Raw genomic sequence first — 21103 nt, forward strand, 5'->3', positions numbered from 1 at the left:
CGCGACAAAAAACCGCAGGGCAAATGCCCTGCGGTTTTTATTGATTGCGTACGATCTAATTAGTGAATAGGTTGAAAATTTGAAGTGGTGGCGGAGGTCATGCGTTTTGGGGTTTTGCGGAGTGGGCGGTTTGCAAGTCTGCGGAGTGTAGGACTGATCTTCGGTTTAGGGCAAATGTTGACTTTGCCGCGAAAGGTCGCGCCGGTGGTAACTGAGAGTGCTTTGGCAACGAGCTCGCCAGTGGTCAGCGATGCGCCTTGAAGGGCGATCGGTCCATAGACGAGGGCTTTGCCCTCAAAGCTCCCTGCGCTTGTAAGCTGTCCACAAACAAGCCGACCGTTCATTTCGCCTTGATGATCCAGTTCGATGTGTCCCATGGTGGAGACGTCGCCTTCAACGCGGCTATTGAGCGTGAAGTCGGAGAACTGAAGCGGTCTGGTGCATGCGGGGCAACGGACAGAGATCGCGCGTTTGGAGATCTCGAAGTTGTTGCCACAATGCGGACACATGACCGGGCGAACGGCCTGAGGCTTTGGGCCTCGAGGATGAAACGCAACTAATGCCGGTTTGATAGGCATAGAGGCTTAGCCGCTACTCTCTAGAGCATCGCGCCTGCATACAGATTTTCTTCTGTGTGCAGGGCAGATGGTCTATTAGGTGATTAGACGTCAGTTTGATTTATTGCACGCCGCGAGCAGAGAGCACCTTTGAACGACGACGTTGAAGGATGGCGTTGACGGAGCCGGGTACGGTTGGCTTAACTGCTGCTTCGGCTTCTTCAATCATCTCTTCGTCAGTCTGTTCATAAGTTTCAGATGGCTCAGGCATGGAGATGTTTTGCTGTGCGAGGACTTCGCCGGCGGCTTCCATAGCCTTTGGCCCCACGCAAACATCGCCTTGGAAGACGGCGCCTTCGACAACATTTAGGCGGCTGGTGTAGATCTGCCCGATCAGTTGTGCACCAGGAAGCAATTCGATGCCATCTTCAGCGATGACGTCTGCTTCTGCGCGACCTGAAAGGCGAAGGTTGCCGACGATAATCGTGCCAGCGACTTCAGCAGAGTCTGCGAGTTCGAGCGTTCCGCTGACGCGGAGTGTGCCCTTGAATTGACCCATAATGACCGCATCGTTATCGAGTGAGAGTTCACCAGAGATGCGGCAGTCAGGGCCGAGTACGGTTTTGTTGGTAGAAGTTTGTGCCATGTGTATTAAGCTCCGTTTCAGTCGGTCTGTTCGGCGTTTCCTTTTGCCGGGCTTCTAATTCATCGGGAATCGCGGGTGAATTGTGTAAAAACAATTTAAAAGGGATTGGTGGATAAATTTTGGCGGTTTTCTCGGACCATACCCGGCTGGGGCGGCTAGAGAGCGGGTCCGTTTCCGTGTATGCTTGAGAGAGATGAGTGATATGCCCCCTCAAAATCCAAGCCGCGTAGCCCGGCAACACGTGCTTACCGATAAATTGCTCGGTCTTGATGCCGTGCCGTGTGAAATTGGTAGCGGGACCGATCATGTTCTACCAGCGGGGAGCCGTGGAAGGGCACAGCAGGTTATGGGACAAATGGGGGAGACGGGTCATCAAAAGGCTCAGGCGATAGCACCAAATACTAGTGCTTCACAGATCAGTTCAGCGCCGGCTAGGCCGACCCCTGTGACGATGCGATCAAGTTCGTTACCGATGACTCCCTCAGCAAATGGTGGTGCTGCGGGGGCGGCGCCGCGTACTGAGCCGATTGAATTGCCTGTGCTGGCTCTTGATGCGAAGGTTGGAAAACTGTCAGCGATGTATGAGGAGGAAGTACGAGATTGCCGAAAGTGCCCATTGCATGAAGGACGGATGCATGCGGTGTTTGGGGAGGGAAACCCGGAAGCAGCGATTATGTTTGTGGGGGAGGGGCCGGGGTATCACGAGGATGTGCAAGGGCGACCTTTTGTTGGTCGATCAGGTGAGTTGCTTGAAAAGCAGATCAGCGCGATGGGAATGCAACGGGAGGATGTGTACATTGCGAATGTGGTAAAGTGCCGGCCGCCGAACAATCGTACGCCGATCGTGACTGAGGTGGAAGCATGCCGCGATTATTTGCAAAGGCAAATTGCAATTATTCAGCCAAAGGTGATCATCACGTTGGGTGGGCCAGCAGCGAAGTTATTGTTGGAAACTAGTGAAGGAATCACACGACTACGCGGGCGGTGGTGTGCATACAAAGGGGTGAAGCCGGAGATACCAGTAATGCCGACGTTTCATCCAGCTTACCTGTTACGCCAATATACGAAAGAAAACCGCATGAAGGTCTGGTCGGATCTTCAGGCTGCAATGGAAAAAGTTAACGGTTGAAGTCGTGACTAATTGATAATTAGACGGTGAGAGTTTCCTCTTCTTCGAGGTCGGCAACACCATCAAACAGTTGAAGTAATTCTTTACGTGAAGAGATACCGAGTTTGCGATAGATGTTCTTAACATAAACGTGGATTGTATGGCGAGATCGATCCATAATCTCAGCTACTTGACGTTCGGTTTTATTGGTTTGCAAGTGATCAAACACAATGCGCTCGGTCTTACTGAGTTTAAGCAGTAGCTCTGCTGCGGTGTTTTGATTGGGGAACGAGGTCATGTATGACTCGTGTTGAGGTAAGGTTTCGCGTTTGAGTCCGAGCAGCAATAGCCGTGCAATTGAAGGCTTGAATCGTTTGAGTGTGTCGATATGGGATTGGCCAAAGGGTTCGCTTTCGCCGCAACGTATAAAAATAAGCTTGCCCCATGTGGATTCATTGAGCGTACAACTCAAGCAAAGTACATCGACAACTTTGTGATGGTTTTCAATATGCTCGAACATATTGCATGGTTTGTTTTCACCGAAGAGAACACCCATATCCCGTTGCATATGTAAGATATTGTCACGGAGATCACGGTTGTAGAAATGTTCGAAGATGGATTCTTTGTCGTCCGGCCAAGTCTGAAGCTCAGTTACAGCATTGATTGGCAGTGTGATATCAACCAGAGATACATAGCTACTGAGTAGTTCGCCCGGCACATCAAAAATTTTACCTGCCGCGATGTTTGCACCAATGGCTCGGGCTGTAACTTCGATTGCATGGATGAGTGAGCCGAAGAGTGCGGAATCAAGCTGTTTGAATGTCTTGGCTTCGTCCTGCATGAGATCCGTTTTGATGAATCGATCTACTCATAACGGCTGAGTAGGGTGATTGCTTAATGCTAAGTTTCGTCTTGGAAATATTAAGCCCTGTTGGCACCGCATTATTCATCTGTGAGCGAATCTTGCAAGTCCAAATGTGCAAATAAAGGGAAGATTGTATTGGAAATTTGATACGCATCAGGAAAATTTCGGTGTTCGTGTGATTTCAGTGTTGGATTGGCAAGCACTTAACGGATAAAGGATATCTAAATATCATCAGAGGTCGCTATAAATAGAATAATGCTGAGTGCCAAACAGATGTCACCTCACAGCGTTTAAATTGTGCATAAAACAAGGAGCAAATCAGGTTAACCGACTCTTCTGTTTTTGTTTTTCGTGAGACTTTATTAACCAAGATAGCAAAGGGTTGTTATTTTCTTTTGCGAAAATAGGTTGTCAGAAAAAGCCACATACTCATGGTCCCAGCCATAACAAAACCGATCACACCGAGGGCAATAAGGTAGCCTGTCGTTGTGGCGATCCGATCAGACAGAATCAGGATTGATGAACTGATGACCAGTGCCGCGATGATGAGTGCTTGTGAAGTGCTGCGGGATGCGTGCTCAACCGTATTGTCAATTTTATCAAGCTTGATTAGGTCCAAATTAACAGTCATCTGATTGTGACGGAGATGGTTAAGAAGTCCGAGTAGATCAGAAGGTGCTTCTTCTAGTACATCAACATATTTTGTGAGGACACGTATGACCCGTTCGCGGATGGCACGTGGTGTGTAACGTCGGCGGACGAGTTTCTTGATATGCGGCTCAACATGCCCAACTAAATCCCAAGATGAATCAAGCTGTTCAGCAACACCTTCGATTGTGGTAAGTGCTTTGATGAGGAAGACGAGGTCGCTGGGGCATTGGATGTGGTACTCGCGCAAGAGTTCAAAGAACTCGCCGAGTAGTGCCGCAAAGTTGAGTTGCGAAACTGTATTAGTTCGGAAGTGTGATATGAATTCAGAAACATCGTTGCGAAACTTTCTTTGTTGCGCGATATCAGGATCTACATCAGTGAGTGAAGATACTGAGCGTATGACACGATCGACATTTTGCATGAGGACGCCGCCGACAAGATCACCGAGGTCTTCAGTTGTACGATTATCAATCTGTCCGGTCATACCACAGTCGATGAAACAAACTTTGCCGTCATCAAGGGCAAAGAGATTGCCTGCATGTGGGTCGGCATGAAAGAACCCTGTTTCTAGACACATATGGAAAACTGCATCAGTGCAATGGCCCATGATGGTGTGCAGCTCATCGGTAGGGAGCTTGCCGGGCTCGTATTGAGAAAATCGTAGGCCAACGATTTCACTCATCGTGACAACGTTGCGAGTGGTGGCTTGCCAGTAGATGGTGGGAAAGCTGATGTTGGGGTTGTCTTTGAAGGTTGCGTTTAAGCGGTCGCATGAGCGAGCTTCAGTGGTGAGATCAACTTCTTTCTTGAGTTCACTGGAAAATTCTTTGATGACTTCTGTGGGGCTGAATCCTGAGGTGAGATCGTGTCGCTCAGCCATTTGTGCGAGCTGTTCCAAGATGCTCATATCAGCTTCGATGGTTTCGCGAATTTTAGGGCGGAGAACTTTGATGACGACAGGTGTGCCGTCGATAAGCGTGGCTTTGTGGACTTGTGCCATGGATGCGGCGGCAAGTGGCTCTTCGGAAATTGATGAGAAAAGATCGTCGAGTTTGTTTGGGAATTCGTGTTGCAGGATGCGGTCGACTTCTTCGTAGGGGAAAGGTGGGCAGTCATCTTGGAGTTTTTTTAGTTCGTTGATCCATTCATCTTCGAGGAGATCGCCACGGGTGGAGAGGATTTGGCCGAGCTTAATGAACGTTGGACCCAGTTCCTCAAGTGCGTGGCGGAGGCGGGTCGGTCTTGGAAGCTCCGCGAGATCGCGGATATCGTCATGAGGGAGCTCCATCCGATTTGGATGTTTTCTTCTACGTTTTTCTGCTTTTTTCTTCTTCTTGTCTTCGGTGATGCTGTCGTGGTGAAGGAAGCGGCTGAGTCCTGTCATGGTCAGGATATCGGTGAAGCCATACCGTAATAGGACATGTGCGATTTCGGCGTATCGCTTGGCATTTCTGACGGTGGATCGAATGTTGGCAAGCGGCATACCGGTGACCCTTGAGGGGGGGGGTAATGAGGTGAAAAAACGTTCGGTATGCTCCATGATCATCTTCGGCAAAGTGGCGGCGAGACTTCCTGTTTCATGTGATGGGGTTTGTATGGATTTTTCGGGAATGCGGACCAGCCGCAAGGGGCGGTCCTTATCGGACATTCGATTGCAAGTATTTGACATATAATTGCTTATCGATATATGCGTCAGGGTGAATTTGCACTTCAGGTTTCAAGTCAGCGGCTGATTCGGGTCGATAAAAGAGACACGGTTTTATATTTGTGTGCCAGTAGGCAGAGATAGGGGGTCCACCATGGGCCAGATTACCTCCAGCGTCGGGCTGATTAGCGGCATCGATCAAAAAGCGATTATTGACCAGTTGATCGCGATTGAATCCCGACCCAAACAGAGCATCGAAAGAAACAATGCGGTTCTGACTTCACAGAAGACCGCGTTTCAAGCAATCAATGCGCAGTTGCTTGGTGTGAAAAGCAACGCGGATTCGCTGTCGACCACGACTGCTTTCACTCAGACGACGATTGCTTCATCTAACGAATCGGTTCTCACCGCAAGTAGTTCCGTCTCGGCTATTCCTGGTAGTTACAGTTTTGTCGTGAATCAGCTGGTTGCGTCGCAACAAACTGTAACCAGCGGTTTTACCGATAGCACCACAGCGCTCGGGCTCGATACAACTTTCACCGTTGAATCAGGCTTGGCGCGGCTGGATTCAAAAACCCAGCTTGCAAATCTCAACGGTGGCGAAGGCGTTCAGCGTGGCTTGATCCGCATCACGGATCGTTCCGGCAATTCTGCCTTCGTGGATCTGAGTACTGCAGTTGAGGTAAATGATGTACTCGACAAGATCAACAACACACTAGGCGTCAACGTGATTGCGACGCATACCGATGACGGTTTTCAGTTGACGGACAATTCAGGCGGGACGGCAACTAATCTCATTGTCGAAAACGTTGGTACCGGCACGACCGCAAGCAGCCTTGGCATTGTTGGTAGCTCGGCAACCGGCACGATCACAGGTACAGCGATTAACACCGTCGGCTTGTCAACAAAGTTGGCGACGCTGAATGATGGTATGGGGATTCAGCAAAAAGAAGGCCAACCCGATTTTCAGATTGATACCGCGGCAGGAAACTTTACGGTCGATATCTCGGGTGCACTGACACTCGAAGATGTGATCGACAAAATCAATACTGCGGCAACTGATGCAGGAATCGCGGTGACTGCGGCAATCGGTGACGACAATGTGAGTTTGAAGCTCACTGATGGGGGCGGTGGCAGTGCGGCTTTTGAGGTGACCGAACTCAATGATTCAAAGGCAGCATCAGATCTCGGTATTCTCGGAGCAGATGTTGATGCGGACGGTGTGATTGCAGGTGATCGTGTGATCTCTGCGATCAACTCGAAACTACTTAAGAATTTGAATGGTGGAGAAGGCCTTGCTGGCGCTGGTGGATTAGGTCCGCCAATTCTTCTACCGAATACGCCGCTTAGCTCGCTGTTTAATGGGACAGGTATCACCACCAGTAATAGCGCGCTCTATGAATTTGAGATCCAGGATCGTAATGGCGATGACTATTACATTGATATCGATGGTGCGCTAACGGCCCAGGATCTGATCGACACGATCAATACCGCTACAGGTGGCGCGGTGACGCTTAGCATCGACGGTAATGCGTTCAAAGCGACCGACAACACCGGCAGCACAACGAATAACTTACGCATCCGTGTTCCCTCTGGTGGTCAGCCTGCTGTAAATGAGCTTGGTTTGAATCAAGATGTAGCTGCCAATGAGATTGTTGGTGTTGATACCTCGCCGGAGGCATTGCCTAATGGCGAGTCGGGGCCGGGTACGATCCGAATCCGTAACCGTGCAGGTACGACGACCGATGTCGATTTAAGCAGTGCGCGTAGTGTGAGTCAGATTTTGAATCTGATCAATAACAGCGGCGCAGGTATTACGGCCTCATTGAATCAAGCTGGCTCTGGCATCGAACTCAAAGATACTTCGGGCGGCACGGGCAAAGTGCAGATCACTGATGTGACCGGCGCAACCGCTACGAACCTGAAAATATCGGGCGAGCATGATGGTGATGTGATCGATAGTGGTAGCCTTGAATATCAGTACGTGAATGAGTCAACGCGATTTGAATCGCTGGGTGTGTCACGTGGTAAGTTCCGCATCACTGACAGCAAGGGTGGCAGTGCAGTCGTTGATCTGACACAAGGTAATGAGATTACGATCGCAGATGTGCTGAGTGAGATTAATAGCCGCGGACTTGATATCAATGCGCGGGTTAATGATGCTGGCGACGGGATCGTGATCGAAGATACCGGCGGCGGTGCGCTGAAGATGATCATCGAAGAAGAAGGGTCAAGCACGGCTGCAGACCTCGGTATTCTAGGTGAAACGGCTAATCCCGGTGAGGGTATTGATGGCAGCTTTCAGAAATCCATCAAGGTTGAAGCGACCGATTCACTTGAAGATATTCTGACTAAGATCAATGATGGTAATGTTGGTGTGAAGGCTACGATTATTAATGATGGTTCAGGCAGTGCGCCTTTCCGTTTAAGTTTGACTAGCACGAAAGAAGGTTCGCAAGGCGCGTTTGTGTTTGATGATGGCGGTACGGATCTAGGAGCATTTAATCTATCTGAAGCACAGGATGCGGTGGTATTTTACGGCGCAGGCAATGTGGCAGATTCGCTGGTGATTACATCATCAACCAACACGGTTAAGGATCTTGTGGCGGGTGTTACGATTGATCTGAAATCAACCAGTCAGGAAGCGGTTCAGTTGACGGTGGGGCGGGATGATAATGCAATCACCGACGCGGTCAAAGGTTTTGTTGACAGCTTCAACAGTTTGGTCAATACGCTTGATACCTACGACAGCTACAACGCCGAGACGCAAGAGCGAGGGTTGCTTTTGGGTGATTTTGCGGTGTCGACAGTTCGTACTTCTATGTATAACGCGATCCTGTTCGGCAACAATGGGTTGACTGGTCGGTATACCAGCTTGAATCAGATTGGCATTACGGTTGGCGGTAAGGGGCAGGTTCAGTTTGATTCCGCAAAGCTTCAAACTGCCTTGGAAACCGACCGTGAAGCGGTGATTGATCTGTTCACTTATAAGAAAACTGAGGAAGATGCGGACGGCAAAGAAGTGATTGTCGAATCCGGTATTGGGGTTGAGATTAATGAGTTGCTCAAATCATTGACTGATGGGGAAGGCGGCGCGATCCAACGGCGGCTTGACACGATCGACAGTCAGATTGAATTGAACAACAAGAAGATCGAAGATTTTGATGTGCGTTTGGCAGCGAAGCGAGCGCGGCTCGAATCGCAGTTTGTGGCAATGGAAAAAGCGCTGGCGGATATGCAATCACAGAGTGCGGCCTTGGGGCAGATTCAACCGCTACAGCTACCAAATACGTCGAATAACTAGTGTGTTGTTGCTTGCTTGGCACTAAAAATATAGTAGAAAATTGACTTTTTTAAGTTATTTTCAGATGCAGGATGAGCAGGTTCACGGATGTGTAGATTATGGGACAGTGAGGGTGGGAGTATGATGATCGGGCTAAGGCTCAGATATGAGACGGGTCGATAAAGAATGAACTTGAAGTGAATGAAGCCTAAGAAAGAGGAAGGCTGGATCAATCGATGAATCAACAAGCGGGTCCAAATCCATATTTGCGCACCAAGATCATGACTGCTAGTTCAGAGGAACTGCGTTTGATGTTATATGACGGGGCAATCAAGTTTTGTAATCAGGCGAAGCAAGCGATTGCTGCGAACAATTATGAAGACAGTTATAACAATCTGTCTCGGGCGCAGAAGATCGTGTTGGAGCTATCGACGAGCTTGAATCATCAGATTGAGCCGGAAGTGACGGAGAAAATGGCATCGCTGCACAACTATATCTACCGCAGGTTGGTTGATGCGAACATGAATCGTGAGATTGAGGCGATTGATGAGGCGATCAAGCTGATCCAGTATGAACGTGAGACATGGCAGATGCTGATGAAGAAGGTACACGGGTTGCAAGGTGTGCCGGAGTCGGATGGAACCTCGGGTGAGAAGCCGGCATCAAATCCTGCAGCGGGATACGGCGAACTGACCAAAGCGCAGCAAACCGCGATCAGCTCGTATTCACAGAGCGCGTAAGCGGATGACACTTAAAACAAGCGAAAAAGAAAACTTCGCATCATAAGGATGTGAGGTTTTTTTATGTTTGGCTGAGATGGATGTTGCGGGGTTACAGGCCAGCGGCGGTGCGGGCACGGTCGGTGACGTTCGTGATGATCTTGTTGGCCGCTTCGGCGCCGGCTTTGAGGACGCTGTCGACATAGGATTGATCGTCCATGAGTTCGATGCGTTTTTTACGGGCATCTGCAAAGTGATCAAGGATGTATTCGTGGAGAGTTTGTTTGGCTTCGCCGTAGCCCATGCCGCCGTTTTTGTAGCGGTCTGAGAGCGCGGCGGTTTCAGGTGCGTCAGGCCCAGCGAGTGCGCGGAAGATCTGGTAGACGGTACAGGTGTCGGGGTCTTTGGGGTCGTCGATGCCGAGCGAATCGGTTTTGATTTTCATGATGCGTTTGCGGAGGGGCTTTTCATCCATGAAGGGGTCGATGGTATTGTCGTAGGATTTGCTCATTTTTTGTCCGTCGACACCAGGGACGACGCCGGCTTCGCGGCGGATCATGGCGTCGGGGATTTTGAAAATGTCGCCATAATAGTGATTGAACTTTGAGGCAAGGTCGCGGGTGATCTCGATGTGTTGCCGTTGATCTTCACCGACGGGAACGAGGTCGGGATCGACGGCGAGGATATCGGCAGCTTGGAGGATGGGGTAGGTGTAGAGACCGACCGAGGACGGGATGCCCTTGGCAACTTTGTCCTTATAACTGGTGGCTTTATCCATCATGTGTTTGGGACAGACACAGCTTAGCAGCCAAGCAAGTTCGGTAACGGCGGGGACATCTTGTTGGAGGTAGATGTTTGTTTTTTCGGGGTTGAGTCCGAAAGCAATGTAGTCAATAACGACTTGCCGAATGTTGGCGCGGAGTGCGTCAGCGTCGCGCATGGAGGTCAGTGCATGGTAGGACGCGATAAAGACGTACATTTCATGCGTATCCTGCATGCGGACGAACTGTTGAATGGCTCCGGCATAGTTGCCGATGTGAAGCTGACCAGAAGGTTGTATGCCTGATAATACTCGTTTCATAGTCGGGGTATTGTAATCGGAGTGGCGGGTCTTTGGCGAACCGGCAAAAAGAAGTTCAATGAAAATAGGGTGGGCTGACCGATGAGAGCGATGGTCGGTTTGGAGATGTCATCTCCCCGTGGTTGCTTTTTCCGGATAAACCTCATTTCAGGGACGAAACAATGGTGCAAATGCGAAGATATGCAATGGTGGTTGTGCTTGTGGGTGTGACGTTGTGTAGTAGTGGTTGTATTGCGCTGGCTTTGGCGGGGATTGCGGGTGCGGCGAGCATGGGGATGGCTTATGCGATGGGAGAGTATGAGGGGCATGTCGCGGCGAACCCGCCTCAGGTGACCGATGCGGCGGGCGATGTGCTGCGGCATATGGATGCGAAAATTGAAGATGAAGTTTCGAGTTGGAAGTACGGTCGAATTGATGGTGAGCTTCCAGGTGGCGAAGAAATCCGCATTCGCGTGGAAAAAGAATCGGATGATATGAGCAATCTCAGCATTCGTGTGGGCGTTTTCGGAAATGAGCCACAGAGCACGGCGATCTACAATCAGATCAAAGTGCGGCTTGAAGAGAGCGAAGCTAACGCGGGTTGAGATTGCGGTTGTTCATCTGTTTACACGAATTGCGATGGATGACGTAAGATTATGTTTGCGCTAGAGTATAATGTGCTGGCCTGCTTGCAGGCCGGCATTTTTTAGTACGAGCGTGGATATCCAATAAGGTTATTAAAAATAGGAATGGTATGATGGCAAATAAATTAGACGCATATACTAAGCGAGCTACAGCGATGTTGCTGGCAATGATATTGTTAGTGATGAGTGGTTGTGGTGCGGTGATCTTAGCAGGTGCAGCTGCTGCGGGGACAGGGGTTGGTGTGGCGTATTATGAAGGCGCGCTGCGCGGTCATGTCAATGGTGATCCGATCAAGGTTGCAGCAGCTGCGAAAGAAGCAGTCGAAGAGATGAAGTTTACTTTGGTGAGTGATCATGCTGACGCGGCGGGCGGAGAAGTTGTAGCGCGGACAGCAGCAGATAAGAAGGTGACGATCTCGATCGAGCCGGAAGGCGACAACATCAGCAAAGTGACGGTGCGTGTGGGTTTCTTTGGTGATGAAACAATTAGTCGAGACATCTTTGACAAAATTCAATCACGTTTGGGTAGTCCAGAAGCGAAAGAAAAGGGTTGATTTAACGCTATGTTTTTAGGTGAACTCACACTTTAGCCTGCGGCATCCCCTGTTAGTGGGCGAGTGTCGGCTTCGTGGACAGCGGCACAGAATTGTTGAATTAGATCATGATCTTTGATGCCACGTGATGATTCGACGCCGCTGGAAACGTCAACGCCATAGGGGTGTGCAATTGCTATGGCTTGTCCAACATTGGTGGGCGTGAGACCGCCTGCTAGGAAGGACGGTGGGTGTAGATCAAGCTTGCCGCTTTGTTGTAGTTCGGCAAAGTCGTGCCAGTTGATTTGATTGCCTGTGCCGCCGAGTAGTCCTTGATTGGTGGCGGATGGAGCGGCATCCCAGAGGAAGCTTTTAAGGTGATGGGGGAGGTCGATCCATGATTCAAGGCTGGTGTCGATCTGATCTTTGTGGAATGAGAGTGCCTTGATGATATTGAAGTCATCGAGTGCGGCGAGGTGTTGGAGGGTTTCGTGGCCGTGGAGTTGGACGGTATGCAGACCGACTTGTCCGGCTACACGGCGGATGTGTGCGGGTTCTTCATCGACAAAGAGTCCGACGGGTTCGACAAAGGAGGGTAGCGAGCGGACGATGCGGCGAGCGGTGGGGATATCGATGAAGCGTGGCGATTTTTCGACGAAAACAAGGCCAATGGCATCGGCACCAGCAAGCGCGGCGATACGCGCTGTGTCGTGGTCTTTGATGCCGCAGATTTTGATGCGCGTTCGTGGCATGTTGGTCCTTATGGCCGGTGCGTTTAAGTATGAACGTTTATCTATGGTTGATTATTGTGTGAATCGGGCTGTGCCGCAATAAAAAAGAACCCCATTGTAAGTGAGTACTAAAAGTGTAGTTCGTCGGGGTCGACAGTTTCAAGTTTGGCATATTCGAGGATGAGGGGTTTGACGCCGACGGTGTTGAAGGCGACTCGGGCACGGGTGTGGGCACCCATGGGGGTGACGTCTTGGATGCGCCCGAGGCCGAATTTGGGGTGGCGAACAAATGTCCCGGGGGGAAATTCTGCGGCGATGGATCCAGCGGGAATGCGTCGTTCGAGGGTTGAGCTTGGTGAATCAGGATCGAATTCATCGGATTGATCGGTTTCAGAGAGGATGTGTTCGGGGAGTTCGCGGAGGAAGCGGCTGGGAATGGTGGGGAGGGTTTGGCCGAAGATGGTGCGGTAGCGGGCGTGGGAAAGATAAAGTTCTTTCATGGCGCGGGTGATGCCGACGAAGCAGAGGCGGCGTTCCTCTTCCATTTCGTCGTTGTCGTTTTGAGCGCGATCGTGTGGGAGGATGCCGTCTTCGACGCCGATGATGGAGACGACGCGGAATTCGAGTCCCTTGGCGGCATGGAGGGTCATGAGTGTGACAGCGCCTTGGTCGGATTCGATCGCATCGACATCGCTGACGAGTGCGACCCGTTCGAGGAAGCCGAGCAGGAGTTCGGTGAGTGAGGTTTGGTCGGTGTCGCGGTCGTCGTTTTGGACTTCACCGATGTATTCTTCTTCGAATTGCTGGGCGCTGGAGACGAGTTCGCCGAGGTTGGCCAGGCGTTCATGATCGGGGTCGGATTTGTCGTTTCGATAGAAGTCTTCAAGGTCGGACTCGCGGAGCACGAGCTCGACGAAGTCAGGGAGTGACATGGGGGTTTGTGTGAGCAGGCCGTCGGTATTGAAGCCAGCGAGTTTGCGCCATTCGTGGAGAGTGGTCATGAATTTGTTGACACTGTTGATGGCGCGGGTGTTGAGGCCGGGGATTTGGTCGGGGGTGGCGAGGATGTCGGGGAGGGATTGTTCGGTGGCAAGGGCGGCGGCTTGTGCGGACTTGACGGTTTTGTCGCTGATGCCGCGGGCGGGTGTGTTGATGATGCGGAGAAGATTGATCTCGTCAGTGGGGTTGACGATGGTGCGGAGATAGGCGACAGCGTCCTTAATTTCTTTACGGTCATAGAAGGCGGTGCCGCGTGCGATCTGATATGGGATGCCGGCATCGCGGAGCGCATCTTCGATGACGCGGGAGAGGCTGTTCATGCGATAAAACACAGCCATTTCGCCCCAAGGAACTTTGTGATCACGATTGTGTTTTTCAAATTGTTCGACGATGTAGCGGGCTTCTTTGCGCTCGTTGCGGGTGGTGACAACTTGGATGTCGGCACCTTGTTCGTTGTCGGTCCAGAGTGATTTGTGCTTACGGGCTTGATTGTTCTGTATGAGTATGTCGGCGGCTTCGAGGATGGTTTTGGTAGAGCGGTAGTTTTGTTCGAGGCGGACGGTTTTGGCGTTGGGATAGTGAGATTCAAAGTCGAGGATATTTTGGATGTTGGCGCCGCGCCAGCCATAGATTGATTGGTCGGGGTCGCCAGTGGCACAGATGTTTTTGTGACGAGCAGCCAGCGCGTTGGCGATCATGAACTGAGCGTGGTTGGTGTCCTGATACTCGTCGATCATGATGTACTGATAACGCTCTTGAAGTTCAGCAAGTACGATCGGGTGCTTCTGAAAAAGATGGACGGTTTTCAAGAGAAGATCGTCGAAGTCCAGCGCATTATTTTGCGTGAGAATCTGCTCGTATTTTTTGTAGATCTTGGCGATCTGTTTGCTGTAGAAATCGCCAGCGAGCGCGGTATAGGCAGCGGCGTCCTGCAGATTGTTCTTGGCGTTGCTGATAGTGCTGAGCACGCTGGTGGGGGGGAAGTTTTTGGTGTTGATTTCAAGGCGTTCAAGGGCTTGCTTGACGGCGCGCTGCTGATCGGAGGTATCGTAGATAGAGTAGGATGGAGGTAGCTCAAGGCGGTCTGCGTAGATGCGGATGATGCGGGCGCAGAGTGAATGGAAGGTGCTGATCGTGGCGGCGTTGGCTTGGCGTTCTGAGATAACTTGGCTGACGCGTTCGCGCATTTCGCCGGCGGCTTTGTTGGTGAAGGTGATGGCGAGGACGTTCCACGGCGGGATGCCACATTCGAGGATGAGATAGGCAATGCGGCTGGTGATGACGCGAGTTTTTCCGGAGCCGGGGCCTGCGAGGACGAGCAATGCGCCTTCGGTGGTGGTGACGGCTTCACGTTGCGGCTCGGTCAGTCCGGCGAGCAAATCTCGCTGCTTTGGCGCGGGGGAGGTCGGTTGCGGATCGTCCTGGATGGGGGCATCAAATGCGTCATTAAACATAACGTATAAGTGTATCACAAGGGGCGGGGGCAAGCTTATTGTGGGGAAAATGTCACGTGTTTTTTAGGGTGAAAAGATGATGGGATTTTATTTGCGAGATTGGCTGAGGATGTTGTGAATGGACGTGCGGAGGTCGATATGAACGGGGGACCAGCCGGTGCGTTCACGGGTGATGGTGTTGTCGAGTTGTTTGGAACTGGTGCGTTGGAGGCGGCCAAGGTTTAGGTCGAACTGCTTAGCGGCAGCTTCATCATTGAGCAGCTTGGGCGCGGGGACGTTAATCATCTCAGCAAGCATGTTGTAGTAGTTATGGCGGGTGAGTGGAGGTGGCCCGATACCAAGTTCGATATGGCCGGCGGTTTGTGATTGTATGATGGCGATGAGGAGTGAAGCTGCATCTTCAACATGGATCAGGTTGAGCATTGCGTTGGGGTTGCCGACAACGGGGGCACCGGAGCTGATGGCGGAGAGGCCGACGACGCGTTTGGGGCCGAAGAGGCCGGCGAGTCGGAGGACGTAGTAGTTATAGTCGTGATTGAGCCAGAGTTGTTCGCCTTCGAGTAGAAGCTTAGCTTTTTCATTATTGGGTTCGGGAGGGGTGTCCGCAGAGACGATCTCATTTTCAGATTGCCCGTATACGGCAGAGGAAGAGATGAGGATGGCTTTACGGATGTCGAGTTCACGGAGGAGATTGAGTGTGTTAATGATGCCGCCGATGACGGTTTGTTTGGGGCCGGGATGGGCGTTTTTTCGGCCCGGCGGAATCATGTAATAAATATCGAGTTGGTAGGGTTCGAGGACAGCGCGGGCGGCAGCAAGGGTGAGGGGTTGTGTGACGTCAAGCAGTAAGGGACGGAGCCCGAGTGGAACAAGACTGCGAGCAGATATTTGTGAGCGAACGGCGGCGAAGATCGGCTGGTCAGGGTTGCAGGTAAGGAGTTGACGGGCAAGCTGTTTGCCGAGATAGCCACATCCGATGATGAGGGTAGCGCGAGGGTTGTGGGTGATGTCAGATTCGTCCATGAGGGAGATTGTAGTAGATTGGTTTGTTGAGTGGTTGTGTGCGTGTGGTGATTGAAAAATGTTGTAGTGGCTATATAGAGTATTAGTTCATGCAGACGCCATCATTATCGCGAGGCGTACCGAGCCGCTCAGCGGTTTGGAGGGTAGTCTTGGTGAGACGGAGATAACGTTCGAGCCACTTACCACGGGTGGTGACATCGGATTCTGCGAGCATTTTGTAGCGATCCTCGGCGTTGCTACAGAGGATGAGTGTCGCTTGGTCAATGAGTGTAGCAGTGGGGATTTCACCGCTGAGCCAGTTGCGGATGGCTAACGCGCTGGTGAGATCGTCGAGTTGTTTATCGTTAAGGAGAGTCATGAGATGCGATCTCTGTTCCTGTAAATCGATCTCAAGGGTATTGCTGTTTTCGGTAGGTTTGAGGATGGCGAGACGATAAGGTGTGTTTGGGATTTCTTCTTCAATGGCTGCGCGACAAAGTCCTTGTAGATAGAGTTGGTAACGACCATCATGCAGCTTCTCGTGGCGTACTACGTAGCCAATACATACATGATCTCGAAGTGGTGGTGTGCCCTCGTAATCTTCACGCCAGGTACGGCCTTCAAAAACGGCCATTGCGATTAAACGATCACCATCAAGCACATCCTTTGTCAGTTCACGGTAGCGCGGTTCGAATACGTGTAAAGGTACGGTGGCATGCGGCAGCAACACGCAGTTGGCGAGTGGGAACAAAGGGATTGGTTGCTCAAAATCGATCATGTTTTCAGGCATGGGATGCCTCGATCGTTGTGTGATTCATCATGTTTCGTGTGACATGAAATGATAGGAGTGATTTGGGTCACTCGGCAGATTCGTCACGTTTTTTCTTACGGGTTTTAGGTGGCGTAATGTTGAGGCTGACATTGCCGGAGGTAACGCGATGCCCTGCGGGGATAGAGGCAGTGATGAAGACGGAACCGCCGATGGTAGCGCCTTTACCGATTGTGGTGCTGCCGCCGAGGATGGTGGCGTTGGGATAGATGGTGACGTCGTCTTCGATGTTGGGGTGGCGTTTCATGCCACGCCAATCTTGACCGCCTTTGGTAGAAAGAGCACCGAGGGTGACACCCTGATAGATCTTGACGTTGTTGCCGATGTTGCACGTTTCGCCGATGACAATGCCGGTGCCATGGTCGATGCAGAAGCGTTCACCGATGATGGCACCGGGATGAATCTCAATGCCAGTTTCGTTATGGGCGTATTCGGTCATGATGCGTGGGAGTAGCGGTACCTTGAGTTTGTAGAGTTCGTGTGCAATGCGATAAGTGAAGATAGCGTCGATGCCGGGATAGCAAAAAATATTCTCGTCAGTTGAGACAGATGCGGGATCGCCATCGAACGTGGCCTGCACGTCGAGGGAGAGCATTCGTCGAACATTAGGAAGAAGCTTCATAAACGCGGCGGTTTTTTCACAGGCTTGCGATTCGCATTGATCGCAGTCATCACCGAGGCCGCCTTGTTTTTCGTTAAGCTGGTAGCGGAGTGATTGATGGATTTGATCGTGCAGTAGCGTATGGGTCTGTTGTAGCAGACCATTGACATGTGTATTGACATTATCAGTGGTGATACGCTGCTCGTCGAAGAAACCGGGGAAAATAATGCGACGGAGTAACTCGATGACTTCGATGGTTTTGGCGCGATTGGGGAGGAAGGTTGCGTTAAGATGCTGCATGCAGGCATCTTGTTGATAGCAACTGATCAACTGGTCGGCAAGACTGCTGAGGAAGGCGTTGGGGCTTGTTTTTGTATCATCCATCTTATCTACCATGCGTGTTATCTTAGCACGGACTATCAAGAATTTCCTATCTCACGTGCGGGAGAATAGAAACTGTTTGTATTGATGGTGTGGTGCTGTGAGACTAAATGCGGAGGGGGGCAGATTATTTCAATAGAAGCATGATGTGTACTGCTTGCTGTTTATAGCGGAGTGAGAACATAAAAAAACACGGCCCACGTGAGCAGGCCGGTTTTTATCTCGAAGGAAGTAAGAACCTCAAGGATTTGCTCGAACCCCAATTTAACGTGGGTGCGTCGCCAGATCATCCCGGCCTTCCACTCGTAGGAGGCTTGACCATCGTGTCCAGTTGCCAGCTCCCTTGGGGTTCTAAAGGTTCGAGCAAATACGCGAGAGCGTTCATGCTTACCCCTTCGGGCATTTCGATTGTTGCCTTATTATACCTTCGGCTATCTCATGCTCCAACATCAACTCTTTAAAACCACAAGGTTGTGGCGGTTCATTCGTGACTGTTTGTGATGTGTTAAAGCTTGCGGGATTTAACGATGTTCTTAAACAAAATTATTCCACAATTGACGCGGTAAGACTTGACCTTGGGAGGAAAGATTGATCTTTGTCTTGATATGTTTTTGGGGTGTGTGATGCATGAAAAAACCGATCAGTATGGCTGATCGGTTGGAGTATCTAATCGCGAGTTAGATGAATTATTTAGGGACGCTGATGACCATGCCAGGTTGAATAGCGTCAGGGTCTTTCATCTTTTTACGGTTGGCATTGTAGATGTCGCGCCAACGGTTGGGGGTGCCATAGAATTTTTCGGAGATGCTGGAGAGCGTTTCGCCAGACTGTACTTTGTGTGAGTTGGTAGCTGCGGTCTTGTTGCTGCTCTTGGATGATGCGGCTTTGCGTGCACGAGAACGTTCTGCTTGAAGACGTGCGATATCGGGGAGGTTGATGGTGTCCCCGGGGTGGATGCGGGCAGGATCAAGATTTGGATTAGCTTGTGCTATTTCGTCCCAGTACTGAACGTCGCCGAAGACTTTTTTGGAGATCTTATAGAGGCTGTCGCCGGATTTGACGGTATAGCTTTTTGAAGTGCTGGTTGCGGGTTTGGTTGTTTTGGGGCGGGTGAGATTGGTGATGAGGGATCGGCTTGTTGTGACGGGTTTGGTATTGGAGGATTTGAATGTGTTTTGAGTCGGGAGGGCGCTGGCGCGGGTGCCATTAGGGAGTGCGGTCGGTGAGGCTTTGGTGCCAAGCGTCATGGTGTTGCGTGCTGTGGTTGGAGTAGACAGTGGCTTGGGCGTTGCGAGTGTGGTGCGTGCTACAGGCGTGGTTGTTGTTTTGGTGATGGGTGAAGAAGAAAGGGTGGGGCGAGTGTTGCGCGAGGTTGTCGTAGGCTTGTTGTTCGCGGTCGTTGGAGCTTGAGCTTTCTGCATTGAGCGTAGCGCATTCATCTTGTCTTTGAGTGCAGTTGAGCTGGATGATGTCGAATTGCGTGGGCTCGAGTAAGACCGTGTGGTATTTGCAGTAGTTCGTGGTGTTTTACTCGTGGCGGAAAGTGTCTTGGGGGTGGATGCAACAGGTTTGTCTGCCTGTTTCAGGTCAGGCAGGTCCATGTTTTTGGCTTGGGGTTGCTCGTCGTCACGGGTGTAGTAAGTGATGATGCCGACGACAAAACAGAAAGTTAAAATGAGGGCAACTTTATAGGAAAGCTTCATGCCAACGCCTCCATGCAGTGGTTATGGGACATAGTGTATCACGGGCAGCTAGATTCAGCTAGGCGATATCGTGATGTATCTTCTCTATTTTGACGTTTTCGTCCATGGGAAGTTCCAGCAATATGAGTCGGTAAGGTGTTTCATGGATGGGTACAAGGGCTTGCTGGATGAATGATTGGTGGATTGGCCGTAAACTATGGCCATGCCTCAAATCTCTATCTGTATCTGTAGTATGAATGCTGCCGACACGATCGGTGCGACTTGTGCCTCGGTCAAGGACTGGGCTGACGAAATTGTGGTGATCGACTCGGGGTCGACTGATGATACGGTCAAGATTGCGGAGGGGTACGGTGCGCGGATTGTGCATCAGGAATGGTTGGGGTATGCGGAGCAGAAAATCTTTGCCATGCCGCTGATGAAGAATGATTGGGTGTTGATTGTTGATTCGGATGAAGAGGTGTCGCCGGAGCTAGCGAAGGAGATACAGCGTTTCACCGATGAGCAGCTTGCTGGGTTGGATCTGGTTTACATGCCGCGGCATAACTGGGTGATGGGCCGGTATGTGCGGGCGTGGTCACCGGATTGGCAATCGCGATTGATCCATCGAGATCGGGTGAGCTGGCCGAAGGAGGCGCTGCATGATGCACGGGTACCAAATGATCCGAGCCGTACGATGCGGCTGAGCGGTTGGCTGGAGCACAAGCGGGTGAGTGCGGCTGATTTTGAGGACTATTTTAGTGGTCGGCGGCATGATGAACGCTTGATGATGGTGGCACAGCAGATGTATGACCGTGGCAAGCGGGCGAACGTGACGCATCTGGTGCTGCGGCCGTGGGTGGCATTTTTTAAGTATTACGTGCTGAAACGCGGTTTTTTGGATGGAACGTTTGGGCTGATGATCGCTCAGAAGGCGGCGTTGAGCGTGCAACTGAAATATGCTGCGTTGTGGGCGATCGAGCATCAAGATGCCCTGAAGGGCGGTTGAGACGGTTTTTCAGCTGTTGGGGTTATGGTGGAGTAAGATTGGGGTCTGGCTGATCTGTTAAACAGTCATGACTGGGAAGCTTGACGGGATTTTGAGGGGCGTTCTGCATAAGTCGGTTGAAAAATGTTGGCAATTAGTGCTCTTTGGGAGAGCGGCATGTCGGAATAACCGAAAGGGACGATAGGGAAGGGATACTGCGTTATAATCAGGCTGCGTGGCCGTGTTTACCCGGCTTGCCTAGCTTGACAATTGTATTAACAAGCGATAGATTAACGGCTTACGTAAATTTATTCTTAAGCACAGCGTGGCATGGAGACAGGGCAGATGACCGCAAAGGAATCCCGTCTGGTAGTCAATGAAAACGACGGAATCACCAAGATCGAGTTCCTCGATCGTAATATCCTTGAAGAGGCCAACATCCAGCACATCGGAGATGAGATCTCTGAGCTGATTGATCAGTCAACCAACCCGCGACTGATGTTGAACTTTGCCAATGTTGAGCATCTTTCGTCTGCGGCCTTGGGGACGCTGATCACCATTGATAAGAAAGTCAAAAAACTTGGCGGGCAGTTACGTCTCTCGAACATTGATCCTCAGATTTATGAGGTCTTCGTCATTACCAAGTTGAACAAGCTGTTCCAGATTCACGACACAGAAGAATCTGCGATGGCTAGCTTCAAGTAATGGAAGTGAGATTCTTTGCCTGC

18 protein-coding genes are annotated in these 21103 nt (G+C 51.0%); 7 read left to right on the forward strand and 11 right to left on the reverse strand.

Translation table 11 applies throughout. The features are described 5' to 3' along the window. Positions 1 to 59: 59 nt before the first annotated feature. Together ACQ6WK_RS05160 and ACQ6WK_RS05165 are read right to left on the reverse strand one after the other, a co-directional pair. Positions 60 to 578: a bactofilin family protein gene (locus ACQ6WK_RS05160; RefSeq protein ID WP_432799678.1), complete on the reverse strand. Its 519-nt coding sequence runs from the start codon at positions 576 to 578 to the stop codon at positions 60 to 62. Between the two features lie 100 nt (positions 579 to 678). Beyond that, positions 679 to 1203 carry a bactofilin family protein gene (locus tag ACQ6WK_RS05165; protein WP_432799679.1) on the reverse strand — a complete coding sequence of 175 codons (525 nt, stop codon included), beginning with the start codon at positions 1201 to 1203 and terminating at the stop codon, positions 679 to 681. A gap of 202 nt (positions 1204 to 1405) precedes the next feature. Here ACQ6WK_RS05165 and ACQ6WK_RS05170 point away from each other — a divergent pair, with 202 nt between their 5' ends. After that, positions 1406 to 2332 carry a uracil-DNA glycosylase gene (locus ACQ6WK_RS05170; RefSeq protein ID WP_432799680.1) on the forward strand — a complete coding sequence of 309 codons (927 nt, stop codon included), beginning with the start codon at positions 1406 to 1408 and terminating at the stop codon, positions 2330 to 2332. A gap of 19 nt (positions 2333 to 2351) precedes the next feature. Here ACQ6WK_RS05170 and ACQ6WK_RS05175 read toward each other — a convergent pair whose 3' ends face one another. Together ACQ6WK_RS05175 and ACQ6WK_RS05180 are read right to left on the reverse strand one after the other, a co-directional pair. Further along, positions 2352 to 3152 carry a helix-turn-helix transcriptional regulator gene (locus ACQ6WK_RS05175; RefSeq protein ID WP_432799681.1) on the reverse strand — a complete coding sequence of 267 codons (801 nt, stop codon included), beginning with the start codon at positions 3150 to 3152 and terminating at the stop codon, positions 2352 to 2354. Positions 3153 to 3561: 409 nt separating this feature from the next. Beyond that, on the reverse strand, positions 3562 to 5496 hold the full coding sequence (locus ACQ6WK_RS05180; RefSeq protein WP_432799682.1) for an ABC1 kinase family protein: 1935 nt from the start codon (positions 5494 to 5496) through the stop codon (positions 3562 to 3564). A gap of 130 nt (positions 5497 to 5626) precedes the next feature. Between ACQ6WK_RS05180 and fliD the strand changes: the two genes are divergently transcribed. Both fliD and fliS read left to right on the forward strand, forming a co-directional pair. Further along, positions 5627 to 8776 (forward strand): flagellar filament capping protein FliD, encoded by a 3150-nt coding sequence (fliD, locus tag ACQ6WK_RS05185; RefSeq protein ID WP_432799683.1) that lies wholly within the window; start codon positions 5627 to 5629, stop codon positions 8774 to 8776. 215 nt (positions 8777 to 8991) lie between these two features. After that, positions 8992 to 9495 (forward strand): flagellar export chaperone FliS, encoded by a 504-nt coding sequence (gene fliS / locus ACQ6WK_RS05190; protein ID WP_432799684.1) that lies wholly within the window; start codon positions 8992 to 8994, stop codon positions 9493 to 9495. Between the two features lie 91 nt (positions 9496 to 9586). Here the strand turns inward: fliS and trpS are convergent, their stop codons facing one another. Next, the gene (trpS, locus tag ACQ6WK_RS05195) at positions 9587 to 10555 is read right to left on the reverse strand and encodes a tryptophan--tRNA ligase (protein ID WP_432799685.1); all 969 of its coding nucleotides are present in this window, start codon (positions 10553 to 10555) and stop codon (positions 9587 to 9589) included. 170 nt (positions 10556 to 10725) lie between these two features. Here trpS and ACQ6WK_RS05200 point away from each other — a divergent pair, with 170 nt between their 5' ends. Both ACQ6WK_RS05200 and ACQ6WK_RS05205 read left to right on the forward strand, forming a co-directional pair. Then, entirely contained in the window at positions 10726 to 11139 is a 414-nt protein-coding gene (locus ACQ6WK_RS05200; protein WP_432799686.1) for a DUF3568 family protein, read from the forward strand. A gap of 152 nt (positions 11140 to 11291) precedes the next feature. Next, positions 11292 to 11732, forward strand: a complete 441-nt coding sequence (locus tag ACQ6WK_RS05205; protein WP_432799687.1) for a DUF3568 family protein — start codon at positions 11292 to 11294, stop codon at positions 11730 to 11732. A 32-nt stretch (positions 11733 to 11764) separates the two neighbouring features. Here ACQ6WK_RS05205 and ACQ6WK_RS05210 read toward each other — a convergent pair whose 3' ends face one another. The 6 genes from ACQ6WK_RS05210 to ACQ6WK_RS05235 form a co-directional block, all read right to left on the reverse strand. Then, positions 11765 to 12463, reverse strand: coding sequence for a phosphoribosylanthranilate isomerase (locus ACQ6WK_RS05210; RefSeq protein WP_432799688.1), 699 nt, complete (start codon positions 12461 to 12463; stop codon positions 11765 to 11767). A gap of 107 nt (positions 12464 to 12570) precedes the next feature. Continuing rightward, complete coding sequence (locus ACQ6WK_RS05215; protein WP_432799689.1) at positions 12571 to 14895, reverse strand: ATP-dependent helicase; 2325 nt, start codon at positions 14893 to 14895, stop codon at positions 12571 to 12573. 87 nt (positions 14896 to 14982) lie between these two features. Further along, positions 14983 to 15918, reverse strand: a complete 936-nt coding sequence (locus ACQ6WK_RS05220; protein WP_432799690.1) for an NAD-dependent epimerase/dehydratase family protein — start codon at positions 15916 to 15918, stop codon at positions 14983 to 14985. 82 nt (positions 15919 to 16000) lie between these two features. After that, entirely contained in the window at positions 16001 to 16687 is a 687-nt protein-coding gene (locus ACQ6WK_RS05225) for an LON peptidase substrate-binding domain-containing protein (RefSeq protein WP_432799691.1), read from the reverse strand. Positions 16688 to 16754: 67 nt separating this feature from the next. Next, positions 16755 to 17723, reverse strand: coding sequence for a serine O-acetyltransferase (locus ACQ6WK_RS05230; RefSeq protein WP_432799692.1), 969 nt, complete (start codon positions 17721 to 17723; stop codon positions 16755 to 16757). Between the two features lie 671 nt (positions 17724 to 18394). Beyond that, positions 18395 to 19411: a LysM peptidoglycan-binding domain-containing protein gene (locus ACQ6WK_RS05235; RefSeq protein WP_432799693.1), complete on the reverse strand. Its 1017-nt coding sequence runs from the start codon at positions 19409 to 19411 to the stop codon at positions 18395 to 18397. Positions 19412 to 19607: 196 nt separating this feature from the next. Between ACQ6WK_RS05235 and ACQ6WK_RS05240 the strand changes: the two genes are divergently transcribed. Both ACQ6WK_RS05240 and ACQ6WK_RS05245 read left to right on the forward strand, forming a co-directional pair. Next, on the forward strand, positions 19608 to 20396 hold the full coding sequence (locus ACQ6WK_RS05240; RefSeq protein WP_432799694.1) for a glycosyltransferase family 2 protein: 789 nt from the start codon (positions 19608 to 19610) through the stop codon (positions 20394 to 20396). Between the two features lie 324 nt (positions 20397 to 20720). After that, a complete protein-coding gene (locus ACQ6WK_RS05245) occupies positions 20721 to 21080 on the forward strand; it encodes an STAS domain-containing protein (RefSeq protein WP_432799695.1) in 360 nt (119 codons plus the stop codon). The last annotated feature ends 23 nt before the right edge of the window (positions 21081 to 21103 follow it).

The organism is Poriferisphaera sp. WC338 (assembly GCF_050931845.1).
In the GTDB taxonomy this organism is placed as follows: Bacteria; Planctomycetota; Phycisphaerae; order Phycisphaerales; family Phycisphaeraceae; genus Poriferisphaera.